General features: G+C 66.7%; 14 protein-coding genes. 6 read left to right on the top strand and 8 right to left on the bottom strand.

Annotation, left to right across the window (positions count from 1 at the left end; translation table 11 throughout):
• Entirely contained in the window at nt 1-852 is an 852-nt protein-coding gene (locus HNP02_RS09260) for an SDR family oxidoreductase (protein ID WP_184437360.1), read from the bottom strand.
• A 129-nt stretch (nt 853-981) separates the two neighbouring features.
• Here HNP02_RS09260 and HNP02_RS09255 point away from each other — a divergent pair, with 129 nt between their 5' ends.
• From HNP02_RS09255 to HNP02_RS09245, 3 genes are all read left to right on the top strand, one after another.
• Entirely contained in the window at nt 982-1,476 is a 495-nt protein-coding gene (locus tag HNP02_RS09255) for a GNAT family N-acetyltransferase (RefSeq protein ID WP_184437358.1), read from the top strand.
• A gap of 28 nt (nt 1,477-1,504) precedes the next feature.
• Nucleotides 1,505-2,620, top strand: coding sequence for an LLM class flavin-dependent oxidoreductase (locus HNP02_RS09250; RefSeq protein ID WP_184437357.1), 1,116 nt, complete (start codon nt 1,505-1,507; stop codon nt 2,618-2,620).
• Between the two features lie 105 nt (nt 2,621-2,725).
• Nucleotides 2,726-3,019 (top strand): hypothetical protein, encoded by a 294-nt coding sequence (locus HNP02_RS09245; RefSeq protein WP_184437355.1) that lies wholly within the window; start codon nt 2,726-2,728, stop codon nt 3,017-3,019.
• On the opposite strand, the gene HNP02_RS09240 is transcribed toward HNP02_RS09245, so the two are convergent.
• Together HNP02_RS09240 and HNP02_RS09235 are read right to left on the bottom strand one after the other, a co-directional pair.
• Complete coding sequence (locus tag HNP02_RS09240; protein WP_184437353.1) at nt 3,001-3,999, bottom strand: esterase family protein; 999 nt, start codon at nt 3,997-3,999, stop codon at nt 3,001-3,003. The two genes, HNP02_RS09245 and HNP02_RS09240, sit on opposite strands and share 19 nt — an antisense overlap.
• Before the next feature lie 151 nt (nt 4,000-4,150).
• The gene (locus HNP02_RS09235; protein ID WP_184437351.1) at nt 4,151-4,879 is read right to left on the bottom strand and encodes an MBL fold metallo-hydrolase; all 729 of its coding nucleotides are present in this window, start codon (nt 4,877-4,879) and stop codon (nt 4,151-4,153) included.
• A gap of 69 nt (nt 4,880-4,948) precedes the next feature.
• Between HNP02_RS09235 and fgd the strand changes: the two genes are divergently transcribed.
• The gene (gene fgd / locus HNP02_RS09230) at nt 4,949-5,959 is read left to right on the top strand and encodes a glucose-6-phosphate dehydrogenase (coenzyme-F420) (protein WP_184437349.1); all 1,011 of its coding nucleotides are present in this window, start codon (nt 4,949-4,951) and stop codon (nt 5,957-5,959) included.
• A 9-nt stretch (nt 5,960-5,968) separates the two neighbouring features.
• Here the strand turns inward: fgd and HNP02_RS09225 are convergent, their stop codons facing one another.
• From HNP02_RS09225 to kasB, 4 genes are all read right to left on the bottom strand, one after another.
• Nucleotides 5,969-6,292 (bottom strand): DUF732 domain-containing protein, encoded by a 324-nt coding sequence (locus HNP02_RS09225; RefSeq protein WP_184437347.1) that lies wholly within the window; start codon nt 6,290-6,292, stop codon nt 5,969-5,971.
• 260 nt (nt 6,293-6,552) lie between these two features.
• On the bottom strand, nt 6,553-8,235 hold the full coding sequence (locus tag HNP02_RS09220; RefSeq protein WP_184437345.1) for an HNH endonuclease signature motif containing protein: 1,683 nt from the start codon (nt 8,233-8,235) through the stop codon (nt 6,553-6,555).
• Between the two features lie 168 nt (nt 8,236-8,403).
• Nucleotides 8,404-8,874, bottom strand: a complete 471-nt coding sequence (gene hadC, locus HNP02_RS09215) for a (3R)-hydroxyacyl-ACP dehydratase subunit HadC (protein WP_184437343.1) — start codon at nt 8,872-8,874, stop codon at nt 8,404-8,406.
• 71 nt (nt 8,875-8,945) lie between these two features.
• Nucleotides 8,946-10,220: a 3-oxoacyl-ACP synthase KasB gene (gene kasB, locus HNP02_RS09210; protein ID WP_184437341.1), complete on the bottom strand. Its 1,275-nt coding sequence runs from the start codon at nt 10,218-10,220 to the stop codon at nt 8,946-8,948.
• Nucleotides 10,221-10,503: 283 nt separating this feature from the next.
• Between kasB and pta the strand changes: the two genes are divergently transcribed.
• Together pta and HNP02_RS09200 are read left to right on the top strand one after the other, a co-directional pair.
• Nucleotides 10,504-12,579 carry a phosphate acetyltransferase gene (gene pta, locus HNP02_RS09205; RefSeq protein WP_184437339.1) on the top strand — a complete coding sequence of 692 codons (2,076 nt, stop codon included), beginning with the start codon at nt 10,504-10,506 and terminating at the stop codon, nt 12,577-12,579.
• The gene (locus HNP02_RS09200; protein ID WP_184437337.1) at nt 12,576-13,721 is read left to right on the top strand and encodes an acetate kinase; all 1,146 of its coding nucleotides are present in this window, start codon (nt 12,576-12,578) and stop codon (nt 13,719-13,721) included. Before pta ends, HNP02_RS09200 begins: the two co-directional genes overlap by 4 nt.
• A gap of 5 nt (nt 13,722-13,726) precedes the next feature.
• Here HNP02_RS09200 and HNP02_RS09195 read toward each other — a convergent pair whose 3' ends face one another.
• The gene (locus tag HNP02_RS09195) at nt 13,727-14,941 is read right to left on the bottom strand and encodes an MFS transporter (protein WP_184437803.1); all 1,215 of its coding nucleotides are present in this window, start codon (nt 14,939-14,941) and stop codon (nt 13,727-13,729) included.
• Nucleotides 14,942-14,979: the final 38 nt, after the last annotated feature.

Genomic DNA, 14,979 nt, shown 5'->3' with positions numbered 1-14,979 from the left:
CTACTCGTCGACCACACCCGTCGCATGCTGTGCGCGGTCCTCGTAGCTCTGGCGCGCCTTGACGTCGATGTCGAGGAAGACGCGGTCGTTACCCGTCTGTTTGGACAGCCAGCGCCTGCCGCGCGGCCCAAGCATCGCGGTGACGGCGCCCACGAACCGCAGCGGCCCCGGCACGGAAACGTGAGTCTTGGGCTTGTCGAGCACCTTGACGATCGCCGCGGCGATGTCCTCGGGCTGCACGGGCTTCTGCGCGCCGGTGGCCTTGGTGCCCGCGATCAGTTCGGTGTTGGTGAAGGTCGGCATGACGACCGACACCTCGACGCCCTGCGGCGCGAACTCGTCGGCCAGCGCGGTGGACAGCCCGACGACGCCGAACTTCGTGCCTGCGTAGACGACCTGGCCGGGTACGGCGACAACGCCTGCCACTGATGCGACGTTGACGATGTGGCCGCTGCGGCGCTTCACCATCTCGGGCAGGACCAGCCGGCAGCCGGTGAGCACCCCGTACAGGTTCACCTCGATGGCGGAGCGAACGGCCTCATCGGACTGCGACAGGAACGGGCCGACGGGCATCACGCCTGCGTTGTTGATCAACACGTCGATGTCACCGGAGCCGTCGGCGCGGGCCTTGTCGAGGAAGGTCGCGAAGGACTCCTGGTTGCTGACGTCGAGCGGGTAGCCCGATACCGGGCCCAGCGAGCTCAGGCCGGTCACTGCCGATTGGAGGATCGCCACGTCGCGGTCGCCGATGACGACGCGCGCACCGCGGGCCAGCAGGGCCTTGGCGGTGGCGTAGCCGATGCCCCTTGCGGCGCCGGTGATCGCGATGGTCCTGCCACGGATGTTGTCCATGCGGCCAAACTTTACACGTGTCAATTTTGATTGAGAAGCGGCGCGGTGAACCGCATCGATTCCGATCACGATGAGCCGAAGGGCGCATCCTGGAATGCGCAAGAGCGCCCCGCGTTAGACAGTTAGGTGATGGCCGTGTCTGCACTGAACCACCTGCGATTCGTGGCGGTCGGTCAGGACGATGCGCTGGCCGAGCCGCTGCTCGCCGAACTCGCCGTCGAGTACGCCTCCCGATACGGCAGCACCGTCGACGCAGTTGGCACCTGGCTGCGTCAGAATCCGGCGGATGAGTTCGCGCCGCCGCGGGGCGGCATGTTCGTCGGACTGCTCGACGGCGACCCCGTCACCGGAGGGGCGTTCTGCCGGTTCGACGAGGAGACCGCCGAACTCAAGCGCATCTGGACCGACAGCGGCCACCGTCGCCAGGGGCATGGCCGGGCCCTGCTGGCCGAATTGGAGAACGCGATCGCCGTGGCCGGTTATCGCCGCATCTATCTGACCACGGGCGACAGGCAACCCGAGGCCGAGGCGCTGTACCTGGCCACCGGCTACCGCAGGCTTGCCGAGCCATTGCCCTCCGTTGGTGAGGTCTACCCGGTGGCCTTCGCCAAGGAGTTGACGTGACAGCGCGATACGAGAAGGTGAGCCGACCATGAACGTCCCCCTTTCAATCCTCGACCTCGCACCCATCAGCGCGGGCAGTGACGCAGCGACCGCACTGCGCAACACCGTCGACCTTGCACAGCAGGCCGAACAGTGGGGCTACCGTCGCTACTGGATCGCCGAGCACCACTTCGTCGCCGTGGCGAGTTCGTCGCCCGCCGTGTTGATCGGCCAGATCGCCGCCGCGACGCAGAGCATCCGGGTTGGCGCGGCCGCAGTGCAATTGGGTCACACCACCGCCGTGGCCGTCGTCGAGAGCTTCGGGATGCTCGACGCGTTCCACCCCGGCCGCATCGACCTCGGGGTCGGCCGGTCCGGGCAGCGCAGGCGCGAGGCGGCCAAGCAACCGGTCAGCGATCAGCCGAAGCCACCGCGGGAATGGCGCGAGATCGATGGCGTGGTCGTGCCGCCGCCGTTCGATCTCAGCGCGTTGATGCGCAACCCTCGGCTGAAGGCCAGGATGGGGGTGCTGCAACAGCCCGAGGCGGTTCCGCCCGATTTCGGTGATCAGGTCGGTGACATCCTGGCGATGCTGGATGGCACATACGCGCCAGAAGGCGTGGAGTCGCACGTCGTGCCGGGCGAGCGGGCCCCGTTGTCGCCGTGGGTATTCGGCAGCAGCAAGGGCCAGAGCGCACAGGTCGCGGGGGCCCGCGGACTGCCGTTCGTGGCGAGCTATCACATCACGCCGGCGACCGCGCTGGAGGCGGTCGACGCGTACCGCGCGGCGTTCCAGCCGTCTGAGGCGCTGCGCGAACCCTACGTTGTGGTGTCGGCCGACATCGTGGTCGCCGACGACGGCGACACCGCGCGGCAACTGGCCTCGAGCTACGGGCACTGGGTGTACTCGATCCGCGCGGGTGATGGCGCTGTGCCGTACCCGGATCCAGACACCAGCACTCCGCTCACCGCCGAACAGCTCGCGGTGGTGGGGGACCGTACTGCGACGCAGTTCGTCGGCGATCCGGTCGAGGTCGCGCATCGCCTGGATGCCCTGCAACGGGTGACGAATGCCGACGAGCTGGTCGTCACGTCGGTCACGCACCGCCACGAGGATCGGTTGCGTTCGCACGAACTGATCGCCAAACAGTGGGGCTTGCAGTGAGAGAAGGCAAGTAGCGCAACGAATACGGCGGGTTCCCATTGCGGGACCACCTCGGCCTCTAAGCTTCGCGGCAACGGGGGTAACGCCGACATCCCGGGGGGAAACGTGTTATCGCAGACGGTGGTGGGATGGCTGCTATTGCTGGGCGCCATCGCGATCTTCGTCGCGGGATTCGTTCTGCGGACGCTGATTGGACGCAAGCGCGACGTCAAGGCCGTGCGGCGGGTGGTGCGGGCATTCCGGGACAACGTCATTGGCCGGGTGTTGTTCGGGCGCGTCGCCAGTGACGCCCTCGACGACGAGGAGCTCGACCAGATGATCCTGATGCCCGCGATCCTGCTGTCGTGCGGGCTGTGCCTGACGGCGATCTTCCTGCTTGGCTACGAAGCGCTCACCTGAGCCACGCCCAATACCCTTTGCAGATCGGGTTTCATCTGTTGCAGCTGCTGGCCCCAGTAGCCCCAGCTGTGGATGCCGTCGGGGAAGTTGAACACGCCGTTGTTGCCGCCTGCGGCTAGGTAGGCGTCCCTGAAGGCGACGTTGGAGTCGATGGCGAATCCCTCAAGGAAGCCGAGGCCTGCGATCGGCGCGTCCGGGCTCGCAAGGGCGGGATCTCCGGGTGTGCCGTTGCCGCAGTAGATCCAGATGCGCGTCCCGTTGGCGACGAGTTGTGCGACGTTGACCGTCGGGTCGTTGCGCGCCCATGCCGGGTCGCCGGGCGGGCCCCACATGGCTTCGGGGCTGAAGCCGCCGTTCCAGGACATCGCGATTCCGACCTGGCCGGTCCAGTTTGGTGCGGAGAGGTTCAAGAAGCCCGACAACGATCCGGCGTAGACGAACTCCTGCGGATGATTGATGGCGAGCACCAGCGCCGAGGAGCCACCCATCGACAAACCCACTGCGGCATTGCCATTCGGCGCGACCTGCTTGTTGGTCGTCAGCCACGCCGGAAGTTCCTGGGTCAGGAAGGTTTCCCATTTGTAGGTTTGGGTCTGACCGTTGCCTACCGCGGGTTGATACCAGTCGCTGTAGAAACTCGACTTCCCGCCAACGGGCATGACGAGCGAGAGCCCCGACTGGTAGTACCAATCGAATGCCGCGGTGTTGATGTCCCAGCCGTTGAAGTCGTCCCCGGCCTCCATGCTGTCCAGGAGGTACACCGCGTGGGAATCCGGTCCGCCGCTTTGGAACTCGACCCGAATGTCGCGACCCATGGAGGGCGACGGCACGGCGAGGTATTCGATCGGCAGGCCTGGACTGGAGAACGCCGCTGCCTTAGCCGGGTCGCCCGCGACGCCGATCAGGCTCGGCAAGGTTGCGATCGCAGCGATCGCCAACCGGCGCATCCACGCGCCTGTGATCTGTTCAACGAATGCCATTGCTGGCCTCCGATCAATCCCGGTATGCCCGACCCGGTATGACCGACGGTAACTCAGCCGGGTCCGCCGCGCAGCGAATTATGCAATTTTGCAATACCGCGCTTTACCAGGGCGAAACCGTATCTCTGGCAACGGAGTCAGGTTGACCCGATCAGAGTGCCGCCTGCTCGGCGGCCTCGCGGATCGGGCCCCGCCACACCGGGCCGTGGCCGGGTAGCACTACCTCGGCGTCGAGGAGTCCCAGCGCGGCCAGGCTGCGCACACAGCCGTCCTGATCGTGGTTGAAGAGGCCGGGCAGCAGTTGTGGTCCGCGGCGCGTGGACACCGGATGGCCGGTCACCAGTGCGTCACCGCTGACGAGCACTCCGTCCACCATGTACGAGCAGTGCCCGCCGGTATGGCCGGGAGTGGGAATCGCCATCGGGTTACCGGGCAAGGCCGCCGCGACCTCCTCGGTCAACGCGTGGGCGGTCGGGATGCCTTCGCGGTTCAACGCGCCCTTGAGGGCGATCTCCACGGTCCACTTCAGGTAGCTCGGTTGCCACAACTTGGTGGCCAAGTCCACGGGTGACACCTGCTCCAGGTACTCGCGGTGGGCGTGGCCGACCTCGCCGGCATGGCAGAAGACCGGTGTGCCATGGTTTTTCGCGAACCAGATCGCCGAACCGAAGTGGTCGACGTGCGCGTGGGTGAGTAGGACTGCGTGGATGTCGTCGATGCCGAACCCAAGCTGATGAACCGAGTCGAGCACTTCGTCGCGCTGGCCGGGGAACCCGGAGTCGATGACGAGCACGCCGGTGTCGTCGGCGACGAGGGTCCAGTTGACCAGGTCGGTGTGAGCAAAGTGGACGGTGTCGGTGATCTCCGTGAGGGCCGCCATGCCTTGAGTTTATGCAGCCAGTGGGAGCGCGCTGCGGCACGGCCTGCGGCAGTGGGGTAGAAACGAAGCGTGGCTGAACTGAAACTCGGATACAAGGCGTCGGCGGAGCAGTTCGCCCCACGCGAGCTCGTCGAACTGGCCGTGGCGGCCGAAGCGCACGGCATGGACAGCGCGACGGTCAGCGATCACTTCCAACCGTGGCGCCACGAAGGGGGTCACGCGCCGTTCTCGCTGGCATGGATGACGGCCGTCGGCGAACGCACCGAGCGCCTGATCCTCGGCACGTCGGTGTTGACCCCGACCTTCCGCTACAACCCCGCGGTCATCGCGCAGGCGTTCGCGACGATGGGCTGTTTGTACCCGGACCGGATCTTTTTGGGTGTCGGGACCGGGGAGTCGCTCAACGAGATCGCCACCGGATACGAGGGCGAATGGCCCGAGTTCAAGGAGCGCTACGCGCGGCTGCGCGAAGCGGTGCGGCTGATGCGCGAGCTGTGGCTGGGCGACCGGGTCGACTTCGAGGGCGAGTACTACAAGACCAAGGGCGCCTCGATCTACGACGTGCCCGAGGGCGGCATCCCGATCTACATCGCGGCGGGCGGGCCGCAGGTGGCCAAGTACGCGGGGCGCGCGGGCGACGGCTTCATCTGCACCTCCGGCAAGGGCGAAGAGCTGTACAAGGACAAGCTCATCCCCGCCATGCGCGAGGGTGCGGAGGCCGCTGGCAAGAACCCCGACGACGTGGACCGGATGATCGAGATCAAGATCTCCTACGACCCGGACCCAAAGCTAGCGTTGGAGAACACCCGGTTCTGGGCGCCGCTGTCTCTGACCGCCGAGCAGAAGACCAGCATCCACGACCCCCTCGAGATGGAGAAGGCCGCCGACGCGCTGCCCATCGAACAGGTCGCCAAGCGCTGGATCGTCGCGTCGGATCCCGACGAAGCGGTCGAGAAGGTCGGGCAGTACGTCAAGTGGGGACTCAATCACCTGGTGTTCCACGACCCTCGCCACGATCAGCGGCGCTTCCTCGAACTCTTCAAGAACGATCTCGAGCCGAGGCTGCGCAAGCTCGGCTAGCGCGAAGCATCAGTCCTTCGGGCAGTATGCGGTCTCGGCGGCGACGACCAACGTTATTGCCTGTTGGGGTTGCACGCCTGGTCTGTTCTTGGCGATCAGGTTCGCGATCGACCGCTTGGAGTTCGCCTTCAGTTGCGTGCAGATCTGGTGGCCGACCGCGATCATCGAGGCATCGCCCTGCGGACAGTCGAAGGCAGTCTGGCCGCACGCCAGGTTGTTGGCCTTGAGTAGGTCGAGGAACTGCTGGTCGTTCCCGTCGGCGCGAGCAGGACCCGCGACGGCGAGCATGACGGACGAACACGCCACGATGACGGCTGCCCAGATGCGTTGCACCTGATCAGCCTAGATGTCCGAGCACACTCCCGCGGAAGGCGGTGGCCGGAGCCTAGGGGATCGCGGAGGCAACGGTGCGGCCCGGATCTGCAAATCCGCACGTCCCCCGCTGGGGGACCAGTCAGGGGACGGGCGGCGTCGGCCGACCGCTGATGCGGTATACCCGGAATCGTTCGTCGCCCGTCGCGCCGTAAACCGAGTGCTCCAACGATCTCGAGCCGAGGCTGCGCAAGCTGGGCTGATGGCTTGATGCCAGTTGGTCAGAACGGGGGCGGGTCGTCGTCGATGGCGCGTTGGTTGCGTTGGCGTTCGGCGTGGAGTCGCTGGGCGCTTTGTTGGGCGCGGGTGTTCTTGCGGGTGGGCATGGTCAGGCCGCGTTCGGGTGAGCCGGTGGCCGCTGGTGGTGCGACGGTCCCCGGCGGTAGCGGTGTGGTGGCGTCCCAGTGTGGGAAGTGCATTCTGCTGCCCGGTGGTCGGGTGTAGCGGTGTCCGGTGGGACTGATCCACACGATGGTCCCATCGGACAGTTGGTGGTCGGTCCAGCCAGTCGGGCCGATCCAGAAAGTCTTGACTAGGTGGTGTTTTCGGCATAGGGCTTTGATGTTGCCGGGATGGGTCAGCCCGCCGGGACCGTGGGGTGTGGTGTGGTCGAGGTCGCAGCGTTCGGCGGGGCGCTCACAGTAGGGGAAGGTGCAGGTTTGGTCCCGGTTGCGGACGAACCGCGCCAGCTTCGCTGATGGTCGGTAGCGCGGCTCGCTGCCCAGTTCGGCCGGGTGGGGTACGGGGCGTATGGGGGCGCCGAGGCGGATGAGTTCGGCGAGTAGTGGGGTGGGCACGATTCCGCCGCCGGCGATCACCGCCAAACCCGACGCAGTGCCGCGGTGTTCACACTGCGGCTGAGGGTCCGACGGTTCGGCAGCGGGCTCGGGCTCCGACAGTTCGGGGTCGGGGTCGGGTTCGCGCTCCAGTTCTAGGTTGGGGTCGGGTGCTGGCTGCGCTGCGATCCCGCGTTGCGCCCCGGGCGGTGGTTGGTCGGGCATCGGCCCTGGGGCCGGCGGTGGTGGTCCCACGTCGGGATCATTGGGCCCTGGGTCGGGTGGTGGCGGGGGTGGTGCAGTGTCGGGGTGGTGGTCGGTGAGGAGGTGGATGACGATGGCCTCGGCGCGGGCGTCGGGTCCGGCGGCGGTGCAGTCGGGGCGTGCGCAGGTGCAGGGCAGGTGGGCGCCGCGGGCGCTGAGCACCCCGAGTGCTGCCGAGCGGCGTTCACCGGAGCTGCGGGGGTCGTGCGGGCAGACGGTGGCGGCGAGCTGATCGACACAACGCGCCACCAGGTCGGCGTCGGTGACGGTCAACCGCCCCCAGATGGTGGTGGTGCCGGTGGTGTCGTCGCGGTCCCCGAACTTCACGTCACAGCTCTTGGCGGCGGTGTGGAAGCGCCGGACGGCGGCGGGGTCGTGGACGAGGATGGCGGCATCGATGGCGTTTTCGAGTTTGGTCACCGACATCGGGCCGAAGGAGGCGGCGATGGCGGCCAGGTCGGCGTCGACGCGGGCCAGGATGTCGGGATCGTCGATCAGTTGGGTGCGCCAGCTGATGGTGTGGGCCAGCGGGGCGGCCAGGGTGCCCTCGGCGACCAGTTTGGCGATCTGGGGCAGCCGGTGACGCAGGGCCAGCCCTTGATGCATGTGGGTGGACGCCGTCCGCTGACTGATCCCACTGGCGGCGGCGATCTCGGCGGCCGCGCTGTCCCAGCCGTCACAGGCCCAGAACTGCCGCCCCATGGCTTGTTCGGCGGCGCAGCGTCGGGTGGTGAGTTCGGCGATGGCGGCCATCCGGTGAAAGGCCACGGTGGCCTGGGCACGGGTCCAGCCGGTGACGGCATCAACCAGCGCCGCATCATCGACATGGGGCAGGTCATCGCTCTGGGCTAATTCCTCGAACACGCTTCAATCATGCTGAGGAACCCAGACATTCATGCCCGCAGACCCAGACATCCAACCGACCCACAACCACCGGGCTGTGGATGAATCGGTGACTGTGCACAACCCCGCCGAACACCGACGCCGAACACCCGAATGTCGGTACCGCGTGCTAGGGCTCAGGGCCTTAGCTTAGCCGAAGTTGATCACCGCGGACTTCTCGCTCTGTTGGCCCATCAACGTCGTGTACGCCACCATCACCGGCTCGTCGTTGTCGTTGACACAGGTGTTGCGGCTCACCACGATGTCGGCGCCGAACCGCTCCTCGACGGAGACGATGTCGAAGTGGCACCACAGCCTGTCACCGGCAACCACGGGCTTGTGATAGATGAACTTCTGGTCGACTTGGACGATCTGCATCGTCTCCAGGCCTACGTCGACGACCCTGAAGAAGTCCTTCTGTGCCAGTACGGCGAACAGCGTGAGGAACGTCAGCGGGGCGACCAGGCCCTTGTAACCGAGTTCGGCGGCGGCATCGTCGTTGAGGCTGGCGGGGTCGTCAGCCTTGATCGCGGCCGCGAACTCGCGGATCTTTTCGCGGCCCACCTCGAAGTAGTCCGGGTACGTGTGCCGCATCCCGCGGATGTCCGTCTTGAGCGTCATCTGTCAGGCCGCCCCTGAATAATGTTGTTGTTCAACGCATTTAACTGCTAACACGGTTGGGTTGGTTCCCTTCAGTACCTGCCGAAGGTGAGCGCGACGTTGTGCCCACCGAATCCGAACGAATTGCTGATCGCGTACCTGAAGTCACCGGTGCGGGGTTTGCCGGAGACCACGTCCAGGTCGATCTCCGGGTCGAGATTGCTCAGATTGAGCGTCGGCGGGATCACGCCGTCGCGAAGCGCCAACATGGTCAGGATCGCTTCTACCGCGCCGGCGGCACCGACCGAATGGCCGAGCGCAGACTTCGGTGCGTAGACGGCCGTGGAGGTTCCGACGGCACGGTTGATGGCCTTTGCCTCCGCCACGTCCCCAACCCGGGTCCCCGTGGCGTGTGCGTTGACGTGGTCGATGTCGCCGGGGGTCAGCCCGGCGAGTTCGACGGCCCGCGTCATGGCGTGTCCGGCGCGTTCTCCGTTGGGATCCGGCGCCACGATGTGATAGCCGTCGGAGGTGATCGATGCCCCCATCAAGCGAGCCAGGATGGGGGCGCCGCGGGCCTTGGCGTGCTCTTCCGTCTCGATCACCAGCAGTGCCCCGGCCTCGCCGAACACGATGCCGTTGCGATCCCGATCGAACGGGCGGCACGCTCCTGCCGGATCGTCGTTGTTGGTGGACATGACGATGCGCATCTGGGCGAACGCGGCGATCGGCACCGCCTCGATGCTGTTCTCGACTCCGCCGCAGATCGCGATGTCCGCCTCGCCGAGGATGATCTGCCGCCACGCCTGCGCGATGCCCTCGGACCCGGACGCACACGCCGACACGGCGGTCATCACGCCAGCCTTGGCATGGCGTTCCAGACCGACCGCGGCGGCAGGCCCGTTCGGCATGAACATCTGCACGGCCAGGGGAGAGACGGCCTTGTAGCCGCGCTCACGCATGTCGTCGTAGGCGAAGACCAGGGCTTCCGTCGCACCGATTCCGGTTCCGATGGAAACCGCCAGTCGGTTGGTGTCCACCTCGGGGCTGCCCGCGTCGTCCCACACCCGCCGGCCAAGCACGGTCGCCATCTTCTGGACGTAGCCAAGCCGGCGCAGTTCGACCCGGGTCAACTCGCCGTCGAAGTTCTCGAGAAGGTGCCCGCCGATGCGGACCGGAAGGTCGTACTGCTCCACGAAGGGATCTTCGAGCCTGCGGATTCCGCTCTGCCCGTCAAGCAACAGCTTCCAGGTGCTCTCCGCATCCGTGGCCACCGACGTGGTCAGGGCGACGCCCGTGACCACGACATCGGGGAACCCGTTGCCAGTACTCAATTTGGTTGTCGGCGCACTGCTCGATCGGGGCATGAGATCAACCTTCGTCTCACCAATATTCTTTTTTGGCCCGCTACTGGACCGCTTCCGCTCCCCGCCCGATCCTCGAGAACGACCCCGACATGGCGGGGTGGCGATCACGTGCGGCCTCGGGGTCTGGGAGGCGTTGACAACGAATATACCGGAGCGGCAGGGACCTGCAGTTTTTTTGCCAACTGTTGCCGCGAGCAGCACGTTTTGATCTTGATGAGGTCTTCCCGTTAGCGCGGCAACCCCGAGGCTGCGTCGGATGGGCTGATACGGCAGGCTGGCGGGCGTGCCCAGTTCGACTGCCATCTACATCGCGTCGCCAGAGGGTGACACCGGCAAGTCGACGATCGCGCTGGGCATCCTGCACCGGCTCGCGGCCACCGTCGCCAAGGTGGGGGTGTTCCGGCCCATCACCCGGTTGCACGAGGACCGCGACTACATCCTCGAGCTGCTGCTCGCGCATACCACGGCGGGTCTGCCCTACGAGGAATGCGTCGGCGTCGGCTATGCCCAGCTGCACGAGGACCCGGACGCCGCGCTCGCCGACATCGTCGACCGCTTCCACCGGGTGGCCGAACAGTGCGATGCGGTGGTCATCGTCGGTAGCGACTACACCGACGTCGCCTCGCCAAGCGAGCTGAGCGCCAACGCGCGCATCGCGGTCAACCTCGGCGCGCCGGTGGTGCTGGCGGTGCGGGCCAAGGACCGCACGCCCGACGAGGTCGCGCACGTCGTCGAACTGTGCTTGGCCGAGATCTCGGGCCAGCACGCCCACACCGCAGCGGTGGTGGCCAATCGCTGCGACCCGGAGCAGCTGGACGCCGTCGCCGAGGCTCTGGCGAGGATCGAGCCGAAGACGCTCAAGAGCTACGTGTTGCCGGAGGAGCCGCTGCTGGTGGCCCCTTCGGTCGCCGAGTTGAGCGAAGCCGTGAACGGCACGCTGATCAGTGGCGACGACGATCTGCTGAGCAGAGAGGCGACGGGCCTGCTGGTGGCGGGCATGACCGCCGAGCACGTGCTGGAGCGGCTGCACGACGGGATGGCGGTAATCACGCCGGGCGACCGCTCGGACGTCGTGCTGGCCATGGTCAGTGCCCATGCGGCAGAAGGCTTTCCGTCGCTTTCAGGAATCATCCTCAACGGTGGACTGCCGCTGCACCCGTCGATCGCGGCGTTGGTGGCAGGCCTTGGGCTGCGGTTGCCGATCGTGGCCACCGACCTCGGCACCTACGAGACGGCGCGAGCAGTCGCACAGGCGAGAGGGCGGGTGACGACGGGCTCGCAGCGCAAGATCGATACCGCGCTGGCGTTGATGGACACCTACGTCGACACCGCGGATCTCATTGCCCAGCTGTCGATCTCGGTTCCCACGGTGACGACGCCGCAGATGTTCACCTACAAGCTGCTCGACCGGGCGAAGTCGGACCGCAAGCGCATCGTGCTGCCCGAGGGCGACGACGACCGCATCCTGAAGGCAGCGGGACGGTTGTTGAAGCGGTCGGTGGCCGACTTGACGATCCTCGGAGACGAACCCGTGGTGCGGGCCAGGGCGGCGGAACTGGGCGTGGACCTCTCGGCGGCCACCGTGCTCGATCCGCGCACCAGCCAGCTGTGCGACCAGTTCGCCGAACAGTACGCCGAGCTGCGCAAGCGCAAGGGCGTCACCGTGGAGCAGGCCCGCGAGATCATCCACGACGTCTCGTATTTCGGCACCATGTTGGTGCACAACGACATGGTCGACGGCATGGTCTCCGGCGCCGCGCACACCACCGCGCACACCGTCCGGCCTGCCTTCGAGATCATCAAGACGCGGCCCGACGTCTCCACGGTGTCGAGCATCTTCCTGATGTGCCTCGCCGACGAGGTGCTCGCCTACGGCGACTGTGCGATCGTGCCCGACCCGACGTCCGAGCAGCTCGCCGACATCGCGATCAGCTCGGCGCGCACGGCGGCCCAGTTCGGTATCGAGCCGCGGGTGGCCATGCTTTCGTACTCGACCGGCACGTCGGGGACCGGTGCCGACGTCGACAAGGTCCGTGCGGCAACGGAATTGGTGCGGCAACGCGAACCGGATCTGCTGGTCGAGGGGCCCATCCAGTACGACGCCGCGGTCGAGCCGTCGGTGGCGGCCACCAAGATGCCGGATTCGCAGGTTGCCGGCCGGGCCACGGTTTTGATCTTCCCTGACCTCAACACGGGTAACAACACCTACAAGGCCGTGCAGCGTAGTGCGGGGGCCATCGCGATCGGACCCGTCCTGCAGGGGCTCAACAAACCGGTCAACGATCTGTCGCGCGGAGCGCTGGTCGAGGACATCGTCAACACCGTGGCCATCACGGCGATCCAGGCGCAGGGCAAGTGAGCAATACCCGCACGGTTCTGGTGCTCAACTGTGGCTCTTCGTCGCTGAAATATGCTGTGGTCGAACCCGATTCGGGACGCCAGCTGGCCGACGGGATCGTCGAGCGCATCGGTGAGGGCGAGATCGCGGACCACGAGGCGGCGTTGCGCGTGGTGTTCGACGCGCTGGCGGAGGCCGGGCTGGACCTGGACGAGCAGGGCCTGGTCGCGGTGGGGCACCGCGTCGTACACGGCGGGCCCGATCTCTACCAACCGACGCTGGTCGACGACGGGTTGATCGCCACGCTCGAGGCCCTCGCGCCGCTGGCGCCGCTGCACAACCCGCCTGCCGTCCTCGGGATCGAGGTCGCCCGACGGCTGCTGCCGGACTTGCCGCACGTCGCGGTTTTCGACACCGCGTTCTTCCACGACCTGCCGCCCGCGGCGGCGACGTACGCGATCGACCGGGAACTGGCCGAGCAGTGGCACATTCGCCGCTACGGCTTCCACGGCACGTCGCACCAGTACGTCAGCGAGCAGGCGGCGGAGTACCTGCACGCGCCGCTGGAGTCGCTCAACCAGATCGTGCTGCACCTCGGCAACGGTGCGTCGGCGTCGGCGATCGCAGGCGGACGACCGGTGGACACCTCGATGGGGTTGACGCCGATGGAGGGTCTGGTGATGGGCACCCGCTCCGGTGACATCGACCCAGGGGTCATCACCTACCTGTGGCGGACGGCGGGGATGAGCGTGGAGGACATCGAGTCCATGCTCAACCGCCGGTCCGGCGTGATGGGTATCGGTGGGGCGATCGACTTCCGAGTGCTGCATCAGCGCATCGAATCCGGTGACGCCGAAGCACGTTTGGCCTACGACGTCTACATCCACCGGCTGCGCAAGTACATCGGCGCGTACCTCGCGCTGCTTGGCCACACCGACGTCATCACGTTCACCGCAGGTGTCGGCGAGAACGACGCGCTGGTGCGGCGCGACGCGCTCAGTGCGATGGCCACGCTCGGCATCGAACTCGACGAGCACCTCAACGACAGCACGGCAAGGGGTCCGCGTCGCATCACCGCCGACATGTCGCCCACGACGGTGCTCGTCATCCCCACCGACGAGGAGCTGGCCATCGCCAGGGCGTGCGTTGGCCTGCTGGACTAGTCCTGTCAGACGACCCGCTCACGGCCGGCGAGCGCACCCACGACGATCTGAAGCACGTACACCACCAGGAACATGATCCAAGGCATGGTCCAGCCGCTGGAGACGTCATGGAGCAGTCCGAATAGAAACGGACCAAGACCGGCGATCAGATAGCCGAAACCCTGGGCCATCGCGGAGAGTCGAGCAGTGCCCTCGGCATCCTTGGACCTGAGTGCGATCACCGCAAGTGCCATCGAGAACACACCCATGCCCACGCCGATGAGCAGGCTCCACAGCACTGGCTGAGCCGCAGGCGCGATCACCACCCCGATGATGCCAGCCATGCCGAACAATCCAATCCCGACGATCCACGCGCTCTGGCTGGCCTGCCGTGCGGCGAGCGGCAACAGCACCAGTGCCACGGGAACACCAACCAGCGAGACCAAGCCCACCAGCATGCCGGCATGGACCTTGCTCACACCGCTGTCGATGAAGACCTGAGGCAGCCACCCCATCACGATGTAGGCCAAGAACCCTTGGGCTCCGAGAAACAGCGTCACTTGCCACGCAAGCGCACTGCGCAGCATGGAGGGCCGGGGTTCGGCGGCGACCGGGGTGGCAAGCGGCGCAGGCTCGCGGTGCCGCATGGTGGCGGGAATCCACACGGCGAGTGCGGCCACCGCCACTAGCGACCAGACCGCAAGAGCCGTACGCCAATTCCCGAACGACTGCTCGAGACCCGGTGTGACCGCCGACCCAAGGGCACCGCCGCCCTGTAGCGCCGCGGTGTATATGCCCGTCATCAACCCCACCCGGGCGGGGAACGATCCCTTGATCACCACGGGGATGAGCACGTTGATCAAGGCGATACCGGCGCACGCCAGCAGAGTAGCTCCGATTACCACATACGGGCCGTCAAGGGACCTGACTCCCAAACCAACTGCGAGAGCTACCAACCCGACTGCAATCGTGCGGCTCGTACCGATCCGCGCCGACAAGACGGGCGCAGCAAGGCCTGCACCCGCGAAGCACAACGTGGGCAGCGTGGTGAGTAAGCCGGCCCACGTCGCCGACGTGCCGAGGTCGGCCCGCATATCGCCGAGCAGCGGCGCGACACTGGTGACGGCGGGCCGCAGATTCAACGCGGTGAGAACCACGGCGACGGCAAGGAGTGCACCGCCGCCGATTACGGGAACCCGGCCCTGCGGAAGTTCGTCGGCGCCGTCGAGTTGACGAGACAAGTCGCGACCGAAGTTCGACTGCTGCGTCCGGGGGTTCA

This window comes from Mycobacterium sp. AZCC_0083, assembly GCF_014202335.1.
GTDB lineage: Bacteria > Actinomycetota > Actinomycetes > Mycobacteriales > Mycobacteriaceae > Mycobacterium.
The sequence above is the reverse complement of the archived record's forward strand: the minus strand, read 5'-3'. Positions and strand labels throughout refer to the sequence as shown.

Bases quoted from the DNA above. Each gene is read 5' to 3' on its own strand.
- kasB (WP_184437341.1), bottom strand. From the start codon at position 10,220: ATGCCCCGATCGAGCAGTGCGCCGACAACCAAATTGAGTACTGGCAAC.
- HNP02_RS09235 (WP_184437351.1), bottom strand. From the start codon at position 4,879: ATGGCGGCCCTCACGGAGATCACCGACACCGTCCACTTTGCTCACACC.
- HNP02_RS09260 (WP_184437360.1), bottom strand. From the start codon at position 852: ATGGACAACATCCGTGGCAGGACCATCGCGATCACCGGCGCCGCAAGG.
- HNP02_RS09250 (WP_184437357.1), top strand. From the start codon at position 1,505: ATGAACGTCCCCCTTTCAATCCTCGACCTCGCACCCATCAGCGCGGGC.
- HNP02_RS09255 (WP_184437358.1), top strand. From the start codon at position 982: ATGGCCGTGTCTGCACTGAACCACCTGCGATTCGTGGCGGTCGGTCAG.
- hadC (WP_184437343.1), bottom strand. From the start codon at position 8,874: ATGACGCTCAAGACGGACATCCGCGGGATGCGGCACACGTACCCGGAC.
- HNP02_RS09240 (WP_184437353.1), bottom strand. From the start codon at position 3,999: ATGGCATTCGTTGAACAGATCACAGGCGCGTGGATGCGCCGGTTGGCG.